Below are 24,141 nucleotides of genomic sequence, written 5' to 3'. Positions count from 1 at the left end.
CCTGGTTGCTTGAACTTTTCTCACTCCTCATTCACTCCTCACTCCCCAAAAATCTCTTCCGTCGTCACATACTTCACCGGTCCGAGCTTCTCCAAGGCGGAGATGTCGAGCTCGTCTTTGTTGCCGAGAATGAGGCGCAAACGTGGTTTGCCCACGATATTTTCACGCTCAAAACGCACAATGTCGTCAAGAGTAAGTGTGGGAAGAGCTTCGTAGAGCTTTTTGTTCATACTCTCCGTTATACCAAGACGCTGCATCTTCCAATATGTTCTGAGCATTTCAAATCGTGTGATGCGCTCGCTCTCAATGCTCTTCATGAGGTTTTGTTTAGCTATCTCAAATGCACTGGAAGACATTGGAATGGTGTCGATAATCTCGCGAAAGGTCGAGATGCAGTCCATCATCTTGTCGTTTTGTGTGGCTATGAAGTCAAAGAAGCCTTCTGTCTCTTCTTTCTTTGAAGGCATTCTGTAGCTACCGCTTGCACTATAGGCGAGTCCGCGCGCCTCGCGCAGTTCCTGGAACACGATGGAGTTCATGCCTACTCCAAAATACTCGTTGAAGAGTCGCTGCACTGGATAATCCGCAGGATTCCAATGGCGTCCTTGGTTTGCAATTTCCACCATATAGATATTCTTTGCGTCGTATGGAGCTATTATTGTCATATCCTGCTCCACCTTCTGCTGTAGGAACGGCTTGCCTTCCGGCACTGGCACAAACTTCTTTGGAGTCTTGTGATATTTGGCCAATATGGCGAGAAAGTCTTTTTCTGACTTAGGTCCGAAGTAAAGCACCTGATGACTGTACTTGTTTAGGCTTCTTGTCATATCGGGCAACGACTGTGGATTGGCTGCCTTTAGTTCCTCTACATTAGAGGTGAAGGTGTAAGAATTGTGCTCTCCGAAGAAGCCGTATTCCATAAGTGCGCTGAAGTTCTCCTTTTGGCTGGTCTTTCTGTCCTTTTGCATCTTGGCCACGAGTGCAACAAAACTGTCATACGACTCACGGTCAGCACGTGCGTTTTGCAAAAAGTCTTCGAGAAGGGCGAGAGCCTGAGGCATGTTTTCGTCAAGTCCTGAGAGTGACACTATGAGGTGGTCGCCTTCCACTTCCAGTGTGTAGGAGCAAGCAAGCTTGTAGAACTCCTGATTAATCTGAGTCGAAGTTTTCTTGTCGGTGCCTATATAATATAGGTATAGGGGCACGAGGTCGAGACCTTTCACGTCCTCGCTTCCGAAGTCATAGTTGAAGTTGAGTGAGAAGAGTCCGTCGGTAGTGTTTTGTTTATACAATACAGGCAGTCCCTGTTTTGTCTTTATGCTTTTTATATCTTTTTCGAAATCCACGAAGACAGGTTTTATGGGTTCCACTTTCGAAGAAGCAATGTCTACAAGGAACTGGCTCTGCTTGTCGCGGTTGGAAGGAATGGCTGTGATTTTCGGTTTTTCAATTTTCTCTACCGACTTGTCCACTCCTTGACGTTTGTAGACGCAAGCGTAGTTGTCGTTGAAGTGTCTCTTCACGAAGTCTACCATCTGCTGCTTTGTGATGCCATTGATGCGGTCGAGTGTTCCCACTGCCACTTCCCATGGTCTTCCGCTTACAAAAGCCTCAACAAACCTGTTTGCCCGGCTTTCGTTGTCGAGTAGCGAGTTGTAGAACGAGAGTTTCATATTGTTCTTAACCGAAGGCAGCAGGTCGTCGGCAAACTCTCCTCTTTTTATTTTCTCTATCTCACTGAGTATGAGCGATCGCACTTCTTCAAGTTTTTGTCCTTCCTTGGGAAGTCCGATGATGACGAATGCCGAGTAGTCGGTTTGCGTATATGGGAAGGTCTGTATGGCTTGCACTTTCATGGGTTGTTCGAGGTTTATTTCCATGATGCCTGCCTTTCCGTTGGCAATCATTTTACTGAGTATGTTCAGTGTGTCTGAAGAGAGTTGCGCCTCACCGCCGAATCGCCATGCGAGCATCACGTTTTCTGCTTCTTGTCCATACACTGAGCTGTCTTTGGGTGCGGTGATGGGTGCGAGAGGAGCGAACTCTGGTCGCGACAGGTTGCGGTTTGGTTCCCATGAGCCGAAGTAGCTGTCTATCTGCTCAATTACCTTGTCTGGGTCGAAGTCTCCCGACATGCAGACAGCAATATTATTTGGCACGTAGTAGCGCTTGTAGTAGTTCTCGATGTTCACTATCGACGGGTTTTTCAGGTGTTCCTGGGTACCCAGTACGGTTTGCGTGCCGTAGGGATGAGCGGGGAATAGCAGTTTGTCAAGAGCATTGATACTCTTTTCATTATCTCTTGCGAGCGACATGTTGTATTCCTCATACACGGCTTCGAGTTCGGTATGGAATCCGCGTATCACTGCGTTTTTGAATCGGTCGCTTTGTATCTTCAGCCAGTTCTCCACCTCGTTCGACGGAATGTCCTCGGTGTAGCAAGTCACGTCGTTAGAGGTATAGGCGTTAGAGCCTTGTGCTCCGATGCTTGCCATGAGTTTGTCGTACTCGTTGGGGATGTTGTATTGTGCTGCCAGTTGCGACACGGAGTCGATGCCATGGTAGAGTTGCTTTCGCAGTTCAGGGTCGGTCACCTTTCGATATTCCTCAAAGCGCCGTTTGATGTCGTCGAGCAGAGGTTTCTCCTTAGCGTAGTCGCTGGTGCCGAAGTGTGAAGTGCCCTTAAACATCAGGTGTTCAAAATAGTGGGCGAGACCTGTTGTTTCTGCAGGGTCGTTACGGCTACCGGTTCTGACAGCTATAAATGTCTGGATGCGTGGTTTCTCTTTGTTAACTGTAAGATACACCTTCATTCCGTTGTCCAGAGTGTAAATCCTGGAGTTCATCAGATCGCCTTTTACAGTCTGATACGTGTAGTCCTTTGCAGTGGCTGTTGTGAACGAGAGCACAGCACAAAGGGTCGTAATTAGCTTTCTTGTTTTCATATGTGGTATATTTTTAATCAAATATCGAGTAATTTAACAAAATTACAATACGTCTCCTCCGGCACATAGCAGAATTTGCTTTCCTTCTCAGCATCGCACTTTATCGCCTCGAGCCATCTTTCTTTTGCGTCCTTCCCCTTTGCCTTTAAGGTGGCTAACTGGTCGGCGGTGAGGTAGTCGGTGTCAAATATGCAGAGGGCAATGTGATGAGCGAAGGCTTTCTTGTAGAAAGAGTAGTTGGAGTGCAGCTGGGCCATTCGTTGCTCCATGCCCTCCAATGTGTTGATGCGCCCCGACAGAATGTTATTACACAGGTCCGATACTTCGTAAAGTGGAATAATCAGGCCGCCCATGTCTGCCCATGAGCATTCGGGATAGAAAATAACAGACTCATCTTCCGGGACGGAAACGTCATCGAGGTTTTCGGCGAGAAACATCATTACGAAATCCTCGTAGAGTTTCATTCCCCTTTGGGCAGATGTCCTCTTTACAGTGATGTGGAAATCGTCAAAGGTGATGGTATCTGCAGAGGGATGTTCGTTTAAGCCTTTTTCGAGAAGGTCTTTTCCAGCCAATGCAAGTTTCACCACCATAGGGTTGAGCCAGTCAGTATTGACAATGCTTTTCCTCCCGTCGGCAGGTCTTTTGTCACGCTTCGGCCATTTGTTTATGTCTCTCCATGTGCCTGCAGTGGCAAGATTGATGGCAGGCACGAGCCATGTCTCCCTTCCTTCACCTATCACGTATGAGAAGGGGAAGAGCGTAGTGTCGGGATGCGACTGAATTTTTCCCATACACATAGAGAAGGGTCCGATGTTTGCAGGGAGCAGCAAGTGAGCCCCACTTGCCGTTTTTGCGCCTCTCATGAGATTGCCCTGGTGTATTGGTCCCATTTTGTAGGCATGGTTGCTGAAGTTGGTGGCAGAGCCGGCGTTGTAGAACGACATTTCCACTCCGATGAGCAGCGAAGCCTTGTGATGGCTTGCCGAGAAAGGTCCGCACACGGCAGCGCAGGCTTCTCCGTTGTCCATGTGTGAGTTGGCGAAGAAGAGGCTGCTTTCAGCAGAGAATCCGCGTCCTATGTGGCATGCCTCACCTACAAGGCAGTTGCTCAGCTTTGCGCCTTCCACCACCGACGCTCCTGGCTGCACTATAGAGTTTTCACATATCACGTCGTGACCGATAAACACGCTTGCCTCCTGAGATCCTTTCAGTGTAGTCTCTGAGATGGACGAAGCTCCGTTTATCTCGCATTCGTCGTCTACGATGGTGTTTACTATCTCTCGTGTGTTAGTGATTTTCACCCTGTATCCTATGGTTCCTCTCTTTGGCAAGTGTTCTGCCACATGTTTTGCGACAATGTCCATTATGGCATTCCTTTCCACATCTGTTTCGGCATATCTTGTCATCAGCGATGCCATCTGCGATGTTAGGCTGTCGTAAAGTAGCACATTAGGCTTTCCGGCTTCGTTGAGCACAGCCACTCTGTTGCCTTGTCCGAACGTTGCCCCGTCAGTGGTGGCTATAGTTCCGACGTTTGTGATGATGGTTTCCTCGGCGATGTCGTATCTGCTGATATAGTTTCCAATGTTTTCAATGAGGCAGTTGTCGCCTATCGAGACGTCGCGCAGTGTAGCGTTTCTTATTCCGGTGTGTCTTAAGAATCCGTCTTCCACCATAATCTGCTTGTCAAACACTCCGAGAGACACTTCGCCGTAGAAGCACACACTGTAGAGTGTTTCCGGAGAGAAGTCCTCTGCAACTGAAATTCTTGTCCAGTCATCGGCCTGGCACCTGTTTTTTTCGAGAATTGTAATCTCGTCTATTGTTAAGCTACGCATGGTGTTGAATTTTTCCTTTTTAAGTTTCGCATGTTTCAATTCTCAGGACTTAAGGCAGTTGAGTTACCTTTCGTCCTCATTCATGTCGTAGAGAAAGTCGTTGTAAGGGTATTTTTGCACATGCAGTTCCCTGACTTTTTTGTATAGGATGTCACGTAGTTCGTCTATGTTTTGTTTTTCCCTTGCCGAGATGAATATGCAGTTGTCGTTCATACGTGCCATCCATGTTTTCTTAAGGCTTTCGAGCGAGATGTTTTCCTTTGTCTCAGGAGTGAGGTCGTCTGGTTCTTTCTCTGTCCATGAGTAAGCGTCAATTTTGTTGAACACGATCATGGATGGCTTGTCGGCACAACCTAGGTCGGAAAGTGTTTTTTCCACTACCTTTATCTGTTCCTCGAAGTCAGGATGTGATATGTCAACCACATGTAGCAGGAGGTCTGCTTCCCTCACCTCGTCGAGTGTGGACTTGAAGGAGTCCACGAGGTCGGTGGGCAGCTTTCTTATGAATCCCACGGTATCGGCAATGAGGAACGGAAGGTTATCGATCACCATTTTCCTTACGGTAGTGTCGAGTGTGGCGAAGAGTTTGTTTTCGGCAAACACCTCGCTTTTCGACAGCAGGTTCATGATGGTCGATTTTCCCACGTTGGTATATCCCACTAGTGCAACTCTTATGAGTCTTCCGCGGTTTTTCCTCTGTGTAGTTTTCTGCTTGTCAATTTCGAGCAGTCGCTGTTTGAGAAGTGTTATTCTCTGCAGGATGATACGTCGGTCCATTTCGAGCTGTGTCTCGCCAGGTCCTCTAAGTCCCACGCTACCTTTACCGCCTCCGCTACCCGAGCCGCCGCCTTGTCGTTCGAGGTGTGTCCAAAGTCGTTGCAGTCTTGGCAGCATGTATCGGTGTTGTGCAAGTTCCACCTGTGTCTTTGCCTCAGCCGTCTGGGCTCTCATGGCGAAGATGTCGAGGATGAGCGAGGTGCGGTCGAGTATTTTCACCTTCAGCTCCTTTTCGATATTGCGTATCTGCTTCGCCGAAAGCTCATCGTCGAAGATGACCATTCCCACTTCTCTTTCGTTGTCTTCCTCGTCTTTTATAAACTGTCTAATTTCTTCGAGTTTACCTTGCCCGACGTATGTCACAGAGCTTGGTCCGTTGAGTCGCTGGGTAAATCTCCTTACGGTTACAGCTCCTGCCGTATCGGCAAGGAATTCAAGTTCGTCGAGATATTCTTTTGTTTTATTTTCGTCCTGGTCTTTAGTGATAAGACCAACGAGTACTGCGGTTTCCGCCTTTGCTTCTGAAATTACAAATTCCTTCATTAAGTGATTAATATAATAAATATGGTGCAAAAATAGCATTATTTATCGATAAAACCAAAAAAAGTATTAAAAAAATTTGGAGGAATAAAATAAAAGTGCTATTTTCGCAACCGATATGGGCAGTGTTAAGAACTTCATATTGTCTTTTTGCACATTTTTGGCCATTGCGGCCGTCACATCGTGCAGCAACGAGGAAGAGTCTTTTTTCTTCGACGAAGAGGGTGTGCCTGTGTCGGTTAACAGCCAGAGAGTGAGCGAAGAGCAGTTTGAGGCCACCATCAACGGTGCCGGTTGGGTGGAGACTGTCACCCACGAGATTTTCTCCAACGGCGACTTCGACAAGCGCGACTATTGGGACGATATGGAAGGTGGCGGTCCTTCACGTTTTTGTTTGAAGGGCGACACCATAACAGAATACCTTTTCCTCGATTTTCTTCCAAAGACGGGAGTGAACGCCCGCTCTATGCGCTACGACGCTTCCACCAACACATTGTATGCCGACGGTAAGATGTTTCTTCGCATCATTTCCGTCAATGGAGGATGGATGCAGGCCATAAAGTTTGCTGGCCTGTCGTACAAGCAGCGTTCCAAATCCCGCGCCTTGTATTTTTATGTCACGCTAAGACGCATGTCCGATGATGAGCGCAAGGATTTGGAAAGCTTTTAACACACTCTATACCAAAACGTATACCATAATTCCTGCAACTACAATATACAACACAGCCCAAGGCAGCGACTTCTTCAGTATCTCACCCTCCTTGCCCTGAAGACTGCAAGCCGATGTGGCTATGGCTATACTCTGCGGAGAAATTATCTTGCCTCCTGTGGCTCCTACGGTGTTGGAGGCTGCAAGCCAGTCGGGACTCACGTTGATATGACCTGCCACGGTTGACTGCATCTTGCCAAACAATATATTTGCAGAAGTGTCACTACCTGTGATAAACGTGCCTATACCGCCAACAAGTGGAGCAAACAACGGATAGAGCGAACCTGTGGCAGCAGCAAGGCCACCGGCTATCACGGTTATCATGCCGGCATAATCCATCACTGTGGAAAAACCTACAAGACACACCACCGTGACTATAGTGGCACGAAGGGTCTTCGCCGTGTTCCACAATGTCTTCATTATTCCCGAAACAGATGCTCCCTGTATCAGACCGCCGACAAACGTGCCGACAAAGAGGAGAAGACCTGCGTGAGTGAGCCATGTGATTTTGTAGGGCTTGATGCTCTCTACAGGGAAATGTATGGTGGTCACTAACGTAGAACTCAATACCTCACGGATGGAAGGAAATAGCGGACTGGTCACTATCACCAAAGCAAGTATCAGCAGATAAACACTCCAGGCATTCAACAACTCGCCCATCTTCACAGGCTTTGCCTCTGCCGGACGCTCGCTCTTCACAAACTTTGCCATCACAACAATGGCCACAATGGATAGAAGACTACCGATAATGGCAGGCGACTCTGCACCCATAAACACGGCTGCGGAATATTGTCCGCCAAGCGACACAACACCCGTGACTGCCGACAGCACAATGTTTTTCAACAAAGCCTCACGACGGCTGTCTGCCATATATACTATTATAAAAGGTATGATAAACATCAACGGGGCAAGCTGCAACACCACATTGGCAGAAAGCGTGTTCACGTCAAGACCTGTCTCGTTGGCAAGCACTATCACCGGAGTGCCTATGGCGCCAAAGGTTGTCGCCACACTGTTGGCTATAAGACACACAACGGCAGAAAACACTGGCTTGTAGCCAAGACTGATAAGTATGGCCGCAGGAATGGCGACTGCCGTTCCGAAGCCTGCCATAGCCTCAAGTATTCCGCCAAAACCCCACGTAAGCAGCAAAACCTGCACACTGCGGTCGGTGGAAATCATCGAAAACTGACTCTTAATCACCTCCATCTTTCCAGTAAGCAACAAGGTGTTGTAACTGAAAATGGCCATGAGAATGATAATGAGGATAGGCGACACAGCCTTCGTCGCACCATAAAGAAACGAAAACGTCATGTCGTGTACTGACATGCCAAAACCTAACACCGCAAGCAGGGCCGTAACCACCAGGGTGATCAAACTGCTTCTGTCGCCAGGTTGTTTCAAGACTGCCATCAGCACTATAAGCAGGGCAATCGGAATGAGAGACAAAAAAATATCCATAATACGAATCTATTTTAATTAGTATATTTTGTCTGCAAAAATACTCAAAGTTTTCGAGATTATTAATTCTTTTGCTGCTTTTTTTAGCATTTCGTCGTTTTTTTTGCTAATTATACAGATATATCGGAAGTTTTTGTTATCTTTGCCGACAAAAAAACAACAACACGATGAAAGAAAAAATTCTCTTCGTATGTCTCGGTAATATATGCCGCTCTCCAGCCGCCGATGGCATCATGAAACACATGGTGAAGGAAAGGGGCATTGCACACCACTTCATTATCGACTCCTGCGGCATTGGGGCATGGCACGTCGGACAACTGCCCGACTCTCGAATGCGCCGTCACGGCCACGACCACGGCTACTGTTTTGACCACCGCGCCCGACAGATATCGAAAACAGACTTCGACATGTTTGACCACATCATAGTGATGGACCGCGAAAATCTCCGCGCCATAAATTCCATGGCACCCTCCGACTCCGCCCGTGCTAAGGTGAAGCTCATGGCCAACTATCTGCGCCATCACGACAACTACAACGTGGTGCCCGACCCCTACTACGGCACCGACCACGACTTCGAAGTCGTAATCGAACTACTCGAAGACGCATGCGAAGGGCTAATAGAGGAAATGCTTGGAGACAAGGGAAGTCATAAAGGGAAGTCATAAATGTCCGAGCCAAGAAAATTACCGAAAGGAAGGAAGCGAAAAGACTATTGTCTTTAACTTCCTTAACTTCTTTAACTTCCTTAACTTCCTTAACTTCTTTAACTTCTTAGAATTGAACACATGTAAAACTTAAGTAAATATATAAAGAAAAATGAACATTGGAGACAAACTGCCCGAAATACTCGGGCTTAACGAAAAAGGCGAACAAGTGACACGCGAAAGCCTCGCCGGAAAAAAAGTAGTGCTTTACGTTTACCCAAAAGACAACACCTCTGGCTGCACTGCAGAGGCATGCTCGCTGAAAGACCACTATCAGGAACTTTCAGACAAGGGATACATCGTGATAGGAGTAAGCAAAGACTCTGCCGCAAGCCATCAGAAATTCATCGACAAATACTCCCTACCCTTCCCCCTCATTGCCGATGTAGACACCACCCTACTCCAGCAACTCGGAGCATGGGGAGAGAAGTCGATGTGCGGAAAGAAATACATGGGCGCCCTCCGCACCACATATCTCATCGACGAAAACGGCACAATAGAAAAAATCTTCACTCCTAAGGAAATAAAGACAAAGATACACGCCGAGCAGATTCTCGACTACCTGAAGAAGTGAAATACACCACTGCAGTAGGAGGGCGGGTGTCTCACCCGCCCCCCGCCTCAATCTTTGTAGTGAGGACGCGCTCGCCGGCCACGTCGTCGGTGGAGAGTAGTCCGTAGCTAACGGGGTGTACACTGAATGCGTCATGGATATTGGGAATAATCTTCTCTACGACCATATTTCTTGGGTAGTGCATTTTTTGCACATACCAAGGTTTCATCAAATTAGATTTTTTTTTATCGTTCCTGTTCATTAAACTGTCAAGATATTCTTTGTCAAACGTACGGATAATTATCCCTTCTTTGTTGTATAGATTACTGAACTTTCGATTTAACACTTCTCTAAAGGCTTCAGAATCTACAAGAAACCAAGGAAAGACAAGATGTGCACCTCGTGGCAAACGGACAGGTCACTGTCCCGCAGGTATAGTCAAAAATATAATCTCAAATGTTTTAAAAAAAATTGAGAAGGCGGGACACGGAGTGTCCCCTGTCCCGACGACTACTTTCCAAGTATCATCTTTACAAGGTCTTCCAATGAGTTGAGGTCGCGAGCATCCACCTTTATATCGAGGATATTGCCTTGCTTGTCAGTAATCTTATATGTTGGGAATGAATTAATCTGAAGGTAACGCTCAATGGCACTCTGTTGCGAAATTTCCAGATTGAAGTGTGTCACATTAGGACCTGTCACATTGTATTCCTTGATTACATTCTCCCACGTGTCCATAGGACTACTGTTTGCCAGGTACACAAACTGCATGTCATACTTTGCCAGACGCGCATATTCCTCTTCGGAATGCGACAGAGCCTCTTTGCAAGGACTGCACCAAGTGCCCCACACATCTATCAATACGATCTTTCCCTTGTATGGTTCGAGCAGTTTCTTCAGTATTTCTTCGCCCTCTGTCATGCCTTGCACATCCTTGCCGGTGTTCAGTATGAGTTTGTCAAGCTGGCGGTTAGTGAGAGCCTGGTAGTATTCATTCTTCTTCTCAAGGTCTGCATACACCTCAGGACTGTCTATCCACACCTTGAGGCTATCCATGGTAGCGGTAGATAAAGGCTTACGGTTATGATCAAATTCATCGTATGCCTTCTTTGCCATCATTATGCTCTTGACGAGTTTGTCAGCGCCGATAGAATCGAGAGCGTTCAACTGATTCTGCCATCTTGGCAACAGAAGGTAATTGTTTGCCACGTCCCTTGCATGGGGAGAGTTGAAGATTCGCTCCACCTGTTTGATGATATCCGCATTTGCAGCATCGAATTCGTTAGCCTTCTGCTGCTTTTTCTCCATTTCAGGAATAGCATCAATCTCCTTGGCAATTTCGTCCATACGCACCTTGAATTCTTTCAGCATATCCCGTTCTTTTTGGTCTGCCGTAATCTCATCGATGTAGTCAAACATGTTGAACGAGTATGTAGTCTGGACATTGCGCGTTGCATCGTCAAGATAGTCGCGCCAAAATCCTCTCACATCCCTATAGAGAGTATATGGCTTTGGCAACTTCAGCCAGAAATTCTCGTAAGCATACTTTTTCGCATTCTCAGGGAAGTGGTAATCTTTCGCACGGAAACGTGCCTGTCCGAAATCACGTGCCTGCTGCCATGTGGTGCTTCCCTTGCGGTATAGGTTGAAGCGCGTGGAGAGTGTAGGATGCTGTCGGCATAGTTCATCAACTTGCGCGTGCTGTGTCTTTATAAGACTATCTACCGAAGCAACGTATTTGTCGAAGTCGTCACCGTCTTCTTCCATGCGTATCCTGTTCCAGTTGAGAGGATGACGGAACAGTTCGTTCTGCAGACGAACATCCTCACCCATCCACATTCGGCGACCTTCCTTAAAGTCATAGAGCAGGAAGTATGTCTTGCCAGGCTCAAGCATGGTGCGCATGAAGCATCGTTGCCAGTCGCAGAAGAACTCTGAACTGTTCATGAGTGGAATCTTGATGCTGAATCTTCCCAGCGAATCCAACTCCGCTTTGAATTTTACCTGTTCATCTTGGAAGAAATCCTGAGTGCAGAAGTCGAAAGTATTCATGCTGCGATAATGCTCAGGCATGTCCTTTATCCATCCTATCACGGTAGCCGTGTCAGTCTTGTAGTTTGTGTCCACGAAGTCGGTGCGGGTGTCCTTTGTTGGATAGTAAGGCATGAAACGCTCCGTTATCATCGAATACACAGCCTTCCTGCCGTCAATAGTAATGGTGCGCTTACCCTTTTTGTCCTTTCCTACCATCACGTTCACGGTCTTTCCATCGCTCTCCAGAACAATCTGTGCCTCACCGTTGGTTGGATTTGTCTCCGCTTTCATGTTCCATATCTTGCAGTCATAGATGGCATAGTTGTCAATGAAGGCAATCTCCCAATCACCAGTCTTCTCGTTTCTCCAATATGAAGGGAACAACATCTTGTGGCGCTCATCCACAGGTCGTATGCCCTTTATCTGAATGGCACGCTCACCGTCGCCCTCAATGAAGTCAAACACCTTGGTGCCGAGAGGTAATGGCTTGAAGTGGAACACTATGTCCAGTTTGCCGTCAGCCTCTGTCTGGCGGAACTTATCAAACTCAATGCCATCTGCTGACACCACAGGATACCTCACGCCATCAGCAAGCAGATAAGTATCTTTTGTGAACTGAAAACGAAAGTCAGGATAATCGGAACGCAACTGTACCCTTACAGCCATCGTTGTCTCATCCTTTTTCAGTTCCACACGGGTTACATCAATGACGGTGTTGAAGAATCCATCGCCATAATTCGTACCAAACTCTGTCGTAGGGTTATCCCATACTGCTGGTTTCTGTGCCCATGATGCGGTAAAGCATAACAACATCACAAACAGCGTATTAAAAAACTTTTTTATCTTCATTTTTTTGTTACCTTATGCTCAGTACGCGTAATGACATAGCTACCAGGCTTCACCCTATAGAAAGAAGCGAAGGTCTTTCGAGTTGCAGACTCTCGAACATGAGCTTCAATATATTACTGATTCGTTATAAATTCTTATAAATAGGTCAATGCCGACCTTTTGCTTTGCAAAAGTACTACATTTTTTTTATTACGATTCATCTTCACCCTTAAAAGATGCTAATTGGGCGAAAAACATGCCATAATGTTGCTCAGATGTAACATTTCAACACTACTTACATTCTTTCCCCTTTCGTTTATAAAACATGTTCTTTGAAATACACACACATCATTGCAAACTCCATTTATCAATCAGAAAGATTTTGCACAATAAATCTCATTTGTGACATTATTGTGACACAATAGGAATTTTATCAATTTTTATTATTCTCTTAATGCAAGCGTATACTTGCGTTCAGCTCAGTAATACGTACCTCTCTGCAACGCTCACCACCGCAACGTTTCCGACTGCAGCAGCAGCTTGCAGAGGGTTTGATGCCAGTGCCTGCACACCGACACCGAGAGACCTTCTCTCATCTCATTGGCAGTTACGGCTACATCTTATATGGAAGGTAGCCAACCCTTTATATATAGATGTGCACCTCGTGGCACACGGACAGGTCAGTGTCCCGGGGAGGGAACGGAGGTCCGCGAGCGGACTTTGTGGGGAACTTGTTTCGATTAATGATTGATTATAAAAAAGACACGGTTTGATGGCGTGATGGGAATGGCTTATATTGCATTAAGCTATACTAAAGTATAGATACGGCTCGTTAACGATGGGTTTTATAGACCATATATCTAAGCGCTGAGGGCGCCCATGAGGATTGATTTATGCCCTATCCAAACAAATTTCTTCCAATTTTTGTATAATAATCCATAAATAATCAACCTATAAGTTGTATAACTCGTTTTTTATTTGTACCTTTGCACAAAAATATTAATATGAAATTTGACCTTATCACTGAAAACGAACGCCTTTGGGCTGTCCGATACGACGACTGCCTTGACAATGTCCTTGATTTCATTCTCGGACAATGGAATGACGTGATATGGCTCCGCTCCTTCTTTAAAGGCGAGGCTGCGTAATACGCCTCGACACGCCTCTTGGCTGCGCATTTATGCCATCAAGCTGGAACCAGGCATTTACGTCATCACTGGCGGTGCCATCAAACTGACACGCACCATGCAGGAACGTGAGCATACGCTGGTAGAGTTGGCCCGAATGGAGAAGGTGCGCAGATTCCTGCTTGACAACGACATCGCTGATAAGGATTCTTTCGTGGACTATCTAAATGAAATTAAATAGAAAAGGAGGTGACTATGAGAACTGCCGATGAAATTGTTTCCAAACTGAAAGAACACCAACCTGCCACATCCTCAAAATGGCGTGAGAACGCAGAATGGCGCATGGCTAACAAGTCATGGCTTCGCTATTCGCAGCTAATTGCCATGATGATGCTTGACAGGATGGAGGAACTGCACATGTCCCAGAAACAGCTTTCAGAAATGATGGGATGCAGTCAGCAGTATGTATCCAAAGTGCTAAAGGGACAGGAGAACCTTTCCCTCGAAACACTCTACAAGATTGAGCAATGCCTTAATCTCCATATTATTGCAGAACCTGAATTGGTTTGACCGATATAGACTGTGTCATTTTTTCTACCTCACCCGTCCTCTCCTGCTAGGAGAGGTTCCACATCCCCTCCTAAATTCTCCCCTTCTCAGGAGGTGAGGACTTAAAGTCTGGCCGGCCTGAGGGTCAGAGGTCGAGTAGAGCGAGGGAGTTTCACCCTCACCCTCTCACAGAACCGTGCGTGAAAGTCTCCCCTCACACGGCTCTTCACACTCTATGCTTTGTGCATATGCTTCTTTCATCATATACTCCTCTTTGTTTAAGATTTGTATAATTTCAGTTGCTTGAGTGTGTCACCCCCTTCGCTCCATGTCCATTACAGACACTTCCGACTTCTGCTTCCCACGTTCCGCCAACGAGCCTGTATTACTGTCCTGCCACCTCTATGCCGCATGCCGCAATGCAATAGACAGGTTATTGCATTGCTTGTCGCCAGAACTGTCCGACACTGACTTTTGACAAATGTTTTAAAAAAAATTGAGAAGGCGGGACACGGACCTGTCCCCTGTCCCGACCAATATTTGCCGCAAAATTACGATATTTTTTTTATTTTTCACTCAATCCCAAGATGATGCAGGATATATGTTTCGCCGCATTTGATGTGCTTCTCGGAGAGCGAGTTGATATACTTCTGGCAGTTTTGTGCCGCTTTGGATAAGGAACCGTAATTAGCGCACAATTCGTTGAAAATTATGGTCTGGGGATTCAGAATCTCTTTCACCACTGTCGAATGTAATATCAGAAGAGCCTCAGGTGGACACTGCCAGCTGTTCATGGTGCTTATAAGTCCTTCTATATCCTTGTCTATCAGTGCATTCCATTCCTTTATACTCTTGAATGTGTCATCGACATTTTTCCACGATGTTTTTCGCGATTTTGTACCGTTGATGATATTCATGAGTTGCTGTATTCTTTTATAATTTTCCTTTATTATTTCTGTTTTATGAGTGATCTTCTGCTGTTCTAATTCAAAGGTAGCTTTCTTTACATAGTCAAGGTTGTTTTTCCATTTATTTGCAGCATCTAACGCAGAGAAGTGATTCTGTTCAGAGGCACTTGAGGCAACCGGGGCACATGAGTCTGGTTCTGCCACAACGCCTAGATTTGTTATCAGGCTCTTTCCAGAGAATCGCCCTACACGTTGCTCGTAGTCATTGTCCTGTTCGTAATAGCCATTGTGAACGGTGATATTATACGTCTCATTGGGCACAAAGTCGAGGTCTATACATGCCGAACAGAGCGAGCCGTCGGGGAAGATGCAGCGCAGACGACCCACCTTTGGCTTGTCCAACTCCACGCTATACGAGAATCTCTTGTTTATGACAGGCACACATGCCACATAATCATCATCAGCCACATTGTTCAATTCCTCGTAAGTGTCTGCAATATAGATATTGTACAAGGAGTCCTTGATGTTTTCATCCACTCGTCCCTCTATCTTGAAAGTGCTGCGGGCTGTCTCCATAGTATTCTCGAAGAGGTCAGGACGCAAGGATGTGATTATGTATATCGTACCATAGATCTTGTCCTTACGTTTTTCCCATACTATGGCATAAGCGTCGCGGAACTGCGGGTTTTCGGCATTCTTACAGCACATGAGCCACATCTCCTGCAAACTGTTCGCCCTGACTCGTAGGGATTTACGTTTGTTTCCGTTGTCCGTTATCACCTTCAGATTGACCAGGTCTCCACTATTGGGCACCATGTGCGACAGTCGGTAGCTTAGCTCCTCGTCTTTTTGGAATGCCTGCCCTGCGACCTTTAAGAAGTCACTGTCCGCAATGGGGAGAGAGAATTTGACAATACGCTCGAACGACTCGATGGTATTGGTGTTGGGGTTCTTTATCTTCTCATAGCTTTCTCCGTTCTCTATGGCGAAGTTGTAGATGATGTTATTCAGTTGTTCAATAACGTTGATAGGTTTATTTTGCGTCTTATTCCTTGACGATGTCTGTGCACCCATTGTTGCCGGTATTACGGCAAGGGCAATGAGTATAAAAATCTTTTTCATGACTATTCTATTTATTGTAAGCTGTTTGTTCAATGTTATATTTCGCTATTTCGAGTTCGAGTTTCACCCATTTGATATACGCCTCGTTTGCCAGACGTTTCATGAGTGCTATCTCCTCAGGAGTATATCTGAGGTTCTCCGGTCGTGTTATGGGGAGGTCGCTCTCTGAAATGGTTCTCGGCTTATGACTCTCCTCTGCTTTCTCTGCCATGGCAAGGTCGCATACCTTGTCTTCTTCTTTCTTTTCAGATATAGTGTCGCGTTTTGCCGTCACAACTTTGTGTGCTTTCTGCTTGACGGTTATTACCTTTTCAGGCTTTGCCATGGCAATCATTTCTTTAGTTCTACTTTCTGTAGAACGCTTTTCAGTAGAACACATTTCAGTTGAAAGCCTTTTGGGAGTCTCAGCCTCCGTTATTTCAGCCGTAGAGCGACTTTCCGTCACCTCTTTTTCTGGCGGGGCGGTATATACGAGTATAAAGGCAGCCACACAAGCAGCGGCAAGCCAAGGCCATAGCTTTCGGAGACGTTTCTGTCCCTTCTTCCTTACCGTTTCTTGTTCCATACGCCGCATTATTCTTTCGTTAATGTCGGTGGGCATAGAGGGGCGTGCCATCTCCTCATGTCGTATAGCCTCGCGGAGGCAGTCCTTTATGTTAGCGTTCTCTTTCATAATCGTATATTTTTAATTATCTTGCAGATTTTCTTTCTTGTACGGCTTAGTCTCGAACCGATGGTCGAGGGCGTTGACCCAGTGACGAATGCTATGTCGTTCATACTGAGGTCGTCGTAGTAGAACATCGTGATGAGAGCCTGTTCCTCCGGAGTCAGTCGTTGGATGGCAGAGCGCAGCATGTGAATGTTCTCGTTGTCGGGTCTGCCTATTATTCTCTCCATTTCTTCCTCGGATATGTTGTCGGAGTCATTTCCGTAGTCCTCAAGACTTATTGTTTTCGTCTTCGAATGGCGAAGGAAACTTACCGCCTCATTGTAGGCTATTCTCAGGAGCCAGGTCTTCAACGAGGCTTTCTCCCCGTCATACCTATCTATATTATTAAAGGCTTTGACAAAGACATCCTGATAGATTTCCTCGGCATCCTCGTTGCACGACACAATCCTCACCACTTGAGCCCAGACATTTCTGCCGAAGAGTTCAAGGGTCTCTTGCTGTGCTTTGGGACTTTGTTGCCTCAGTCCCTCTATGAGGTGTGTCTCTGTTTCCGCCATTTTTTCTTTTCTTTCTATCTATATATACGCAAAACTAATAGAAACATTGCATTGAAGAGATTATTTTTCAAGAGAATATTACTTTTGCAGAGAATTAATAACTCAAGATACTGTGATTATTTCCAAGCTTTTACAAAGAAAATTTGAATATTTGTCGAGTAAGTTGATTTACGTCAACTCAGGGGGTACTCGCCCCCGAACCCCTCGGTGTTTTCAGGTATTAGATTATCCTGTCCTGCAATGGGTTCAACGATGAAGTTTGGTATATATTGATTTTTTAACTTTTTTATTCTACTTGTATGATATATATATGAATAATTATTGTTACCTTTGCATCCACTTAAGGGAAGTCACTGTTGCCCATGGGCGTTCAAACTATCCCGTGTGGCTGTGAGTCTATGACTGCAGCCACTTTTTTGTTTGCACATTCCTGAACGAGCCGCCTCCCGTCCTCATCAACAGTGCGTTTAGACGGGACAGGGTCGAGTAGAGCGAGGGAGTTTCACCCTCACCCTCTCACAGAACCGTGCGTGAAAGTCTCCCCTCACACGGCTCTCCATACTCTATGCTTTGTGCATATGCTTCTTTCATCATATCCTCCTCTTTGTTTAAGAGTTGTATAATTCCAGTTGCTTGAGTGTGTCACCCCCTTCGCTCCATGTCCATTACAGACACTTCCGACTTCTACTTCCCACGTTCCACCAACGAGCCTGTATTACTGTCCTGCCACCTCTATGCCGCTTGCCACAATGCCATAGACAGGTTATTGCATTGCTTGTCGCCAGAACTGTCCGACACTGACTTTTGACAAATGTTTAAAAAAAAATTGAGAAGTCGGGACACGGACCTGTCCCCTGTCCCGACACCAGTAGAACACGAAGAGGAAATAAATAAGGTACATAAAAAAAGCAAGTGAAAGATTTAACTCTTATGAGTCTTTTTTCTTTCACTTGCTTTACTTTCTTTCATTTCGATTTTGAGACCTGAAGCAGAATGGTTGCAAAGACAACGCTGATAATGGGAATAGTGTGGTATTATCCTATATTTCATTGGCATTTATGTGTTAAAACTCGAGTGCAAAGATACGGATATTTTTCCATACTACAATGAAAATAATGCCACTTTAAATTATTTTATTATTCATACTTATAGTAGTATGATTATTGTAAACTCCATAAAACATTAAACGAGGTTAAAAATGCAAGAATAGTTAATTATATTGCCTCAGTATGATTATTTTTCTGAATATAATTTGTAACTTTGCACGCAAAATAGAATGATGCGTATAACCAAACCTCACTACCACAAATCCAATGCCTTGCGTGGCAGTCGGGAACTGGCAACGTTCCTGGAATTTTGCCGAGTCAAGGTCATCCGTATTGTCAGCATCAATGACCAGATTGATTCAAGGAACGAGCTGTTTCCAGAAACAAGGCCATCCGATGTATTGGAAATGATGGGGGCATTGCCTGAAGAGGTTCTTGCCCTGCGTAAGTCTGCGGAGCATGTAGTCAATTTACAGGAGAAGATGATAGTATCACTACCTCCCGTCTCGTCAGCAAAGATGCAGAAGCTCGACAGAGAAAAGACTGTCATCAACCTGTCAATCCACAAGACAAAGAATAAATAGCATGAAAAAGATACTGTTCCTACATGGTTTCTTTGCTACTGGCAGCTGTCCGATGGCGAGAGCACTGAGGGAGGCCTTTGATGGCCAAGACGTCGTGCTGACTCCCGATCTGCCTCTCCATCCCAAGGAAGCACTGAAATACATACGCATTCTTATCGACAAGGAGAAGCCAGACCTGCTCATAGGCAACAGTTGCGGGGCTTTTCTTGCACAGATGCTTTCTCCTGTCGTTGGCATCCCTGCCCTACTTGGCAATCCTCATTTCAAGATGACGGACTTCCTGAGCGGACGCATTGGCGAATATGAGTACAAGGCTCCGCGCATGGACGGCAACCAGAAAATCGTCATCGATGAATCACTCATCCATGAGTTTGGGGAACTCGAAGCCACACAGTTTGACTGTTGTAATCCGTATTACAAGGATCGTGTGTGGGGACTATTTGGTGAACAAGACACACTGGCTCATTTTGAGCCGTTGTTCTTGCAGCACTATAACAACAGCTATCACTTCCCTGGCGGACACACGCCCACAGAGCAGGAAGTCAAGACTTGGTATGCCCCGTTGGCACAGAAGATGCTCATGGAGTATTCAGTTAAAGAAGAAAGATTTTTCCGTCACTTCAAGGGAGGAATGTACAAGTATATCCATTCCGCATATGACAGCGAAACTCAGGAACGCATGGTGGTATATCAAGCACTATATGGTGAGGAAGCATACTGGGTTCGTCCCGAGAAGATGTTTTTCGAGCAAATAACAAGAGACGGAAGGACATTTAACCGATTCACAGAAATAGACAGATAAAGATGGAAACATTCAAAGACGTTATATCAGGCGACCAACTGGTCTTGGTCGATTTCTTCGCCACATGGTGCCAGCCATGCAAGATGATGCACCCCATCTTAGAACAAGTGAAGGAAGTGTTGGGTGACAGAATCCGCATCATCAAGGTGGATGTGGACAAGTATGGTGTAACTGCAAGCCAATATGGCATACAGTCCGTCCCCACATTGATGTTGTTCAGACAGGGCGAAGTGCTTTGGAGGACGAGCGGTGTGGTGCAGAAATCAGAGTTGCTTGCAACGATTGACCCGTTTTTAAGACAGATGTAATTATGGAACAAGAGGGAACTCTGCGGCTGCAAACTGGAAAAGGACGAGATGCAGACTCCTTGGATTCGTTTCTCGGCTGAGGTTGTGTTTGAAGAAAGGCAGGACATTAGGGATGCCATCATAGAAAAGAGTGTCATCGTGAATGCGCTATACAAGACCATGCGTGACAATCCCATCTTCAAGGTGTTCTATCTGAAGGACATCGAGGGATGGATGACCAACCTCGGTCATGTCAAGGGACTGAAGCAGAGAGACGAGTTTGCAAAACCTATACATTTCAAATTCTGACATACAATGAACATCGTAATATTATCAGGCAGCCCACGAAAGGGAGGCAACACGGAAATATTGGCGGAATCGTTTGCCCAAGGAGCTTCATCCAAGCACAATGTTGACTTCATATCAGTAAGGGACTATCACATTAATCCTTGTATAGGATGTAATTCTTGTTTCAAGAGAGATGATCAATCCTGTATTCAAAAAGATGACATGCAGACCGTTTACGACAAGTTGGCAAAGGCAGACATGCTTGTTGTTGCTTCTCCTGTCTATTTCTACGGCATTAGTTCACAGCTCAAGGCCTTAATCGACAGGTGTCACAATCCACTCAGAGATTCTTTCAAAATAAAGAAAGTTGCCCTGTTGCTCGTCGGTGCCGCCACATTACCCGAACTATTTGACAGCATTCTTGTCCAATATAGACTATGCATCAACTACTTCCACCTTGAAGACTGTGGGAAGATACTTGTAAGAGGAGTTAAAGAAAAGGGCGACATCAAAAACACCAACGCCCTAAAAGAAGCATTTTCCCTCGGAGCTTCAATATAATACCAACATAGAAGAATGTGTAAAAATTCAGTGGCACTAGCTGCTCTTACCCATGCCCTTGCCGTTACACTTCGGGGCAAGGCAAGGGTCAACTCCATTTCGCCAGGATGGATAGATACTGACTATAAGGAATATGAGGGCGCAGATGCGGTGCAGCAGCCGGCAGGACGTGTTGGCAATCCATTGGACATTGCCAATATGGTGCTGTTTCTCTGCTCTGACAAGGCAGGATTCATCACAGGCGAAAACATCTGCATCGACGGTGGCATGACCCGACAGATGATTTATCATGGCGATCATGGTTGGACGTTAACCAAGATGCAATAATGAAGATCAAAACATAGAAAGACAATGAAGAAGATACTGTTTATCATCGGTTCCTTACGCAAGGAATCGTTCAACAAGAAGCTCGCCAAAGAGGTGGAGCAGATGCTTTCCGGGCGTGCGACAGTGGAATATCTCGACTATTCGGATGTGCCGCTGATGAATCAGGACATCGAGTTTCCTGCGCCCGAAGCGGTCAAAAGAGTGAGGGAAAAAGTAGCAGAGGCGGATGCTCTCTGGATATTCTCTCCTGAATACAATTACAGTTACCCCGGTCATTTGAAGAATCTCATCGACTGGCTGTCACGTCCGCTCATAGCAGGAGATCGTCAGACTCCGCTTGCCATTAACGGCAAGAAGGTGGTTCTTAGCGGTGCTGGTGGCGCATCGGCAACAGCCAAATGCCGTGAGAAACTGACCGAACTGCTCACGTTGCCGTTTATCCGTGCAGAAGTAATGACAGAACCTCAGACGGGCATCCAACTGAACATGGAGGCTTGGACGGAAGGACGCATGTTGCTGACCGAAGAACAAATGACGAATCTGAGATTGCAGGTGGACGCTTTCCTTGAATACATCGGATAGTACAAGACAGAGAAAGGACATGGCGCATTATAAACATCTTATGACCGCACCGAGTATTGAATCATCCACACGAGAAGAGCGTTTGGATTACGTTCTGAACGAATGGAAATGCTTACACAACTGTGAGTTGTGTGGCAAATGCCATGTTCTTAAAGGCCGAGGCGAAGAAATCCTCTATGCCGACTATATAGACGGCAAGCGGTCGAATATGGATATAACATTGGAAATAAGAAGCAACAGATAATGGTGTCACAAAAATACATATATCCATCATTGTTCCCTGAGGAAGAATTGAATGAGAACATTTCTTCTGAGAGGAAATAATATGACCTGACGAATCTCTTTGAGAGATTGGCAAAGTCAGACTTCCGCAGCCGTTTCCATCTGTCAATGAAAGACTGGGAGTATATAATGGAGAAGGGGTTGCCAACAATACGAAAGCACGCAGAGGACTTCGTGGCAAAAAGACTTGCTCCGGCTATTATGCAGACAAGATGGCGAAAGCAGGTTGGAAATGCGAGAAGTCTGAGCATGTCAATACTCCCGTCTTCACCGACTTTCCCATGACCTTGGAGTGCCGCATCAAGGAAAAGATTGACGAGTCGGAAGAGGGCTATTACATCGTGGCAGAGATAGTCAACATCCTTGTGGATGAGAACTATCTGGCAGAGGACGGCAAGCCCGACATGGAGAAGATGAAACTCATCGTGTTCGACCCGATACATCACGGTTACATCGAACTTGGCAAGACCATTGGAAAGGCATTCTCAGATGGCAAGGCTTTGAACTGATGACACTCAGATACATATTCCATAGCGGCTTCCTGCTGATCAACGGTCGAGTAGAGCGAGGGAGTTTCACCCTCACCCTCTCACAGAACCGTGCGTGAAAGTCTCCCCTCACACGGCTCTTCACACTCTATGCTTTGTGCATATGCTTCTTTCATCATATCCTCCTCTTTGTTTAAGAGTTGTATCATAGACAGGTTATTGCATTGCTTGTCGCCAGAACTGTCCGACACTGACTTTTGACAAATGTTTTAAAAAAAAATTGAGAAGGCGGGACACGGACCTGTCCCCTGTCCCGAATTGGAATTTGGATGCTGAGTATCTGGAGCCGTTGAAGGAATTCTTGCAATAATATTGAAAAGGACGAATGAAAAAAGTATCAGATATCTCCTATCCCACCTATTCCGCAAGCTTGGCGGTTCAGCTTATATGCTTCCTTACCCATACCTTATGGCTGCCGCTGCCACGCGATGTTATCGGTGCGTCAGGGGCGCCGCAGATTTCCTTTAGGTCGTCTGAGGCATAAGTGGGGTTTAGCTTGTTTATTTCGGCATACTCTCTTAACTTAATAAAGCCGTTGCGGTCAATCACCTCCAGCGCATTCTTTATGCGTTCCTCCCTCGAAAATGGGGTCTTCCTAACCTTGGCAACACCGCCGGACTTACGCTCCAGTTCTGTTTCTATGCGCAGTTTCTTTATGAGTTTCTGGTCTGCCTTGAAGTTCACGTTGCTCACCTCCACCTTGCGTCGTGCCATGCGGTCGTCGTCACTCGCCATCTCGTTAGGCTTGTCGTCGTTGAAGGCGAGCGACAGCGAAAACACTCCCAAGTCGTCAATCTTCACCGTGTAGCCTTGCGACAGTTTACGCATAATCACGTCAACCACCGACGAAAGCACACCGTCTATGACACTCTCACTGACAGCCCTATGATAGCTATGCACTTCCTTCACCAGTTCGTCGTTGTTCAAAAGCCTGTAAGCGTCCAGTTTTGGATAAACCCTACGCTTTCCTTTGCCCTCCATGTCGGGCATCTCGTTTACTATATATTTTGGCATTGTTTTTATTTGTTGGAAATTATTGTTAAGAGGTTGAAGGGTCTGGCAAAAACGTCTGCGTTAAGCTCGGCATACCTTTGCAGTTTTCGTCCAAAGCCTTCTGATGTACATCCGAAGCCTTCGGACGTACATCAGAAACCTTCGGATGCACATCAGAAAGCTTCTGACGGAAAACTCATGGATATGGAAACAGTTGCCACCACACCTAATATTGTCAGTGCAGAAGAATATTCGCGAAAACCCTTCACCCTTCACTTTTTAAATCTAAGTATCTCTGTAGCAGAGGGTTGAAGGAGTGAAGGGTTGTCGTAACCCTTCACCACCCTTCACTACCCTTCACTCGTCAGGCACACAGCGGAACAATGCGGTAGCACTGGCCTTTGTTGGTGTGCTTCGTAGAGCAGCCGAGTACTTTCAGTGTCTGTCCGATTTTCACCTTCAGACTTGTTGTCACCATGACTGTCGGATACAGTTTGGTGATTTTGTCGCAGATAT

At 46.0% G+C, this 24,141-nt stretch carries 24 protein-coding genes and 4 pseudogenes; 17 read left to right on the top strand and 11 right to left on the bottom strand.

What is annotated here, in order from left to right; all coding sequences use genetic code 11:
* Positions 1-38: 38 nt before the first annotated feature.
* The 3 genes from CIK98_RS08335 to hflX form a co-directional block, all read right to left on the bottom strand.
* The gene (locus CIK98_RS08335; RefSeq protein ID WP_094383779.1) at positions 39-2,945 is read right to left on the bottom strand and encodes a pitrilysin family protein; all 2,907 of its coding nucleotides are present in this window, start codon (positions 2,943-2,945) and stop codon (positions 39-41) included.
* Between the two features lie 17 nt (positions 2,946-2,962).
* Positions 2,963-4,786, bottom strand: coding sequence for a DUF4954 family protein (locus CIK98_RS08330; protein ID WP_094383799.1), 1,824 nt, complete (start codon positions 4,784-4,786; stop codon positions 2,963-2,965).
* Between the two features lie 63 nt (positions 4,787-4,849).
* The gene (gene hflX / locus CIK98_RS08325) at positions 4,850-6,106 is read right to left on the bottom strand and encodes a GTPase HflX (protein WP_094383778.1); all 1,257 of its coding nucleotides are present in this window, start codon (positions 6,104-6,106) and stop codon (positions 4,850-4,852) included.
* A 115-nt stretch (positions 6,107-6,221) separates the two neighbouring features.
* Here hflX and CIK98_RS08320 point away from each other — a divergent pair, with 115 nt between their 5' ends.
* On the top strand, positions 6,222-6,773 hold the full coding sequence (locus tag CIK98_RS08320) for a hypothetical protein (protein WP_094383777.1): 552 nt from the start codon (positions 6,222-6,224) through the stop codon (positions 6,771-6,773).
* 6 nt (positions 6,774-6,779) lie between these two features.
* On the opposite strand, the gene CIK98_RS08315 is transcribed toward CIK98_RS08320, so the two are convergent.
* Entirely contained in the window at positions 6,780-8,273 is a 1,494-nt protein-coding gene (locus CIK98_RS08315) for an L-lactate permease (RefSeq protein WP_094383776.1), read from the bottom strand.
* A 167-nt stretch (positions 8,274-8,440) separates the two neighbouring features.
* Here CIK98_RS08315 and CIK98_RS08310 point away from each other — a divergent pair, with 167 nt between their 5' ends.
* A complete protein-coding gene (locus CIK98_RS08310; RefSeq protein WP_094383775.1) occupies positions 8,441-8,938 on the top strand; it encodes a low molecular weight protein-tyrosine-phosphatase in 498 nt (165 codons plus the stop codon).
* Positions 8,939-9,089: 151 nt separating this feature from the next.
* On the top strand, positions 9,090-9,551 hold the full coding sequence (gene bcp / locus CIK98_RS08305) for a thioredoxin-dependent thiol peroxidase (protein WP_094383774.1): 462 nt from the start codon (positions 9,090-9,092) through the stop codon (positions 9,549-9,551).
* 31 nt (positions 9,552-9,582) lie between these two features.
* Here the strand turns inward: bcp and CIK98_RS18115 are convergent, their stop codons facing one another.
* Together CIK98_RS18115 and CIK98_RS08295 are read right to left on the bottom strand one after the other, a co-directional pair.
* Positions 9,583-9,759: a hypothetical protein gene (locus CIK98_RS18115; protein ID WP_172409872.1), complete on the bottom strand. Its 177-nt coding sequence runs from the start codon at positions 9,757-9,759 to the stop codon at positions 9,583-9,585.
* 281 nt (positions 9,760-10,040) lie between these two features.
* The gene (locus CIK98_RS08295; protein WP_094383772.1) at positions 10,041-12,413 is read right to left on the bottom strand and encodes a TlpA disulfide reductase family protein; all 2,373 of its coding nucleotides are present in this window, start codon (positions 12,411-12,413) and stop codon (positions 10,041-10,043) included.
* Positions 12,414-13,396: 983 nt separating this feature from the next.
* Between CIK98_RS08295 and CIK98_RS08290 the strand changes: the two are divergent.
* The 3 genes and pseudogenes from CIK98_RS08290 (at position 13,397) to CIK98_RS18110 (ending at position 14,546) form a co-directional block, all read left to right on the top strand.
* A pseudogene (locus tag CIK98_RS08290) lies at positions 13,397-13,760 on the top strand (hypothetical protein).
* 14 nt (positions 13,761-13,774) lie between these two features.
* Entirely contained in the window at positions 13,775-14,089 is a 315-nt protein-coding gene (locus tag CIK98_RS08285) for a helix-turn-helix transcriptional regulator (protein WP_094383771.1), read from the top strand.
* 307 nt (positions 14,090-14,396) lie between these two features.
* Positions 14,397-14,546 (top strand): hypothetical protein, encoded by a 150-nt coding sequence (locus CIK98_RS18110; RefSeq protein ID WP_172409871.1) that lies wholly within the window; start codon positions 14,397-14,399, stop codon positions 14,544-14,546.
* Between the two features lie 94 nt (positions 14,547-14,640).
* Here the strand turns inward: CIK98_RS18110 and CIK98_RS08280 are convergent, their stop codons facing one another.
* The 3 genes from CIK98_RS08280 to CIK98_RS08270 are packed head-to-tail and all read right to left on the bottom strand — an operon-like array spanning position 14,641 to position 17,325.
* On the bottom strand, positions 14,641-16,098 hold the full coding sequence (locus tag CIK98_RS08280; RefSeq protein WP_094383770.1) for a hypothetical protein: 1,458 nt from the start codon (positions 16,096-16,098) through the stop codon (positions 14,641-14,643).
* A gap of 7 nt (positions 16,099-16,105) precedes the next feature.
* A complete protein-coding gene (locus CIK98_RS08275; protein WP_094383769.1) occupies positions 16,106-16,771 on the bottom strand; it encodes a hypothetical protein in 666 nt (221 codons plus the stop codon).
* Positions 16,768-17,325: an RNA polymerase sigma factor gene (locus tag CIK98_RS08270; RefSeq protein ID WP_094383768.1), complete on the bottom strand. Its 558-nt coding sequence runs from the start codon at positions 17,323-17,325 to the stop codon at positions 16,768-16,770. The genes CIK98_RS08275 and CIK98_RS08270 overlap by 4 nt, the downstream gene beginning before the upstream one ends.
* Before the next feature lie 658 nt (positions 17,326-17,983).
* On the opposite strand from CIK98_RS08270, the gene CIK98_RS18105 reads away from it, so the two are divergent.
* The 11 genes and pseudogenes from CIK98_RS18105 to CIK98_RS08225 all read left to right on the top strand — a co-directional run.
* Positions 17,984-18,133 (top strand): hypothetical protein, encoded by a 150-nt coding sequence (locus tag CIK98_RS18105; RefSeq protein ID WP_172409870.1) that lies wholly within the window; start codon positions 17,984-17,986, stop codon positions 18,131-18,133.
* 501 nt (positions 18,134-18,634) lie between these two features.
* A pseudogene (locus CIK98_RS08265) lies at positions 18,635-18,928 on the top strand (recombinase family protein); the annotation flags it as partial.
* Between the two features lie 28 nt (positions 18,929-18,956).
* Complete coding sequence (locus tag CIK98_RS08260) at positions 18,957-19,757, top strand: YqiA/YcfP family alpha/beta fold hydrolase (protein WP_094383767.1); 801 nt, start codon at positions 18,957-18,959, stop codon at positions 19,755-19,757.
* Positions 19,758-19,759: 2 nt separating this feature from the next.
* The gene (gene trxA / locus CIK98_RS08255) at positions 19,760-20,065 is read left to right on the top strand and encodes a thioredoxin (RefSeq protein ID WP_094383766.1); all 306 of its coding nucleotides are present in this window, start codon (positions 19,760-19,762) and stop codon (positions 20,063-20,065) included.
* 48 nt (positions 20,066-20,113) lie between these two features.
* The gene (locus CIK98_RS08250; protein WP_216358967.1) at positions 20,114-20,353 is read left to right on the top strand and encodes a hypothetical protein; all 240 of its coding nucleotides are present in this window, start codon (positions 20,114-20,116) and stop codon (positions 20,351-20,353) included.
* Between the two features lie 6 nt (positions 20,354-20,359).
* Complete coding sequence (locus CIK98_RS08245; protein WP_094383765.1) at positions 20,360-20,893, top strand: flavodoxin family protein; 534 nt, start codon at positions 20,360-20,362, stop codon at positions 20,891-20,893.
* A gap of 15 nt (positions 20,894-20,908) precedes the next feature.
* Positions 20,909-21,220, top strand: coding sequence for an SDR family oxidoreductase (locus tag CIK98_RS08240; protein ID WP_216358966.1), 312 nt, complete (start codon positions 20,909-20,911; stop codon positions 21,218-21,220).
* 24 nt (positions 21,221-21,244) lie between these two features.
* Positions 21,245-21,802: an NADPH-dependent FMN reductase gene (locus tag CIK98_RS08235; protein ID WP_094383764.1), complete on the top strand. Its 558-nt coding sequence runs from the start codon at positions 21,245-21,247 to the stop codon at positions 21,800-21,802.
* Positions 21,803-21,821: 19 nt separating this feature from the next.
* Positions 21,822-22,046 (top strand): hypothetical protein, encoded by a 225-nt coding sequence (locus CIK98_RS17655; RefSeq protein WP_141210474.1) that lies wholly within the window; start codon positions 21,822-21,824, stop codon positions 22,044-22,046.
* Positions 22,046-22,288 (top strand): annotated as a pseudogene (locus CIK98_RS19065) (DUF4186 family protein); the annotation flags it as partial. The gene CIK98_RS17655 and the pseudogene CIK98_RS19065, both read left to right, overlap by 1 nt.
* A 2-nt stretch (positions 22,289-22,290) precedes the next feature.
* A pseudogene (locus CIK98_RS08225) lies at positions 22,291-22,593 on the top strand (flavin oxidoreductase); the annotation flags it as partial.
* A 417-nt stretch (positions 22,594-23,010) separates the two neighbouring features.
* Here the strand turns inward: CIK98_RS08225 and CIK98_RS08220 are convergent.
* Positions 23,011-23,646: a hypothetical protein gene (locus CIK98_RS08220; protein ID WP_094383763.1), complete on the bottom strand. Its 636-nt coding sequence runs from the start codon at positions 23,644-23,646 to the stop codon at positions 23,011-23,013.
* 343 nt (positions 23,647-23,989) lie between these two features.
* Positions 23,990-24,127, bottom strand: a complete 138-nt coding sequence (locus CIK98_RS19060; protein ID WP_371683235.1) for a DUF3874 domain-containing protein — start codon at positions 24,125-24,127, stop codon at positions 23,990-23,992.
* Between the last annotated feature and the right edge of the window lie 14 nt (positions 24,128-24,141).

Source organism: Prevotella sp. P2-180 (genome assembly GCF_002251435.1).
GTDB lineage: Bacteria > Bacteroidota > Bacteroidia > Bacteroidales > Bacteroidaceae > Prevotella.
The sequence above is the reverse complement of the archived record's forward strand: the minus strand, read 5'-3'. Positions and strand labels throughout refer to the sequence as shown.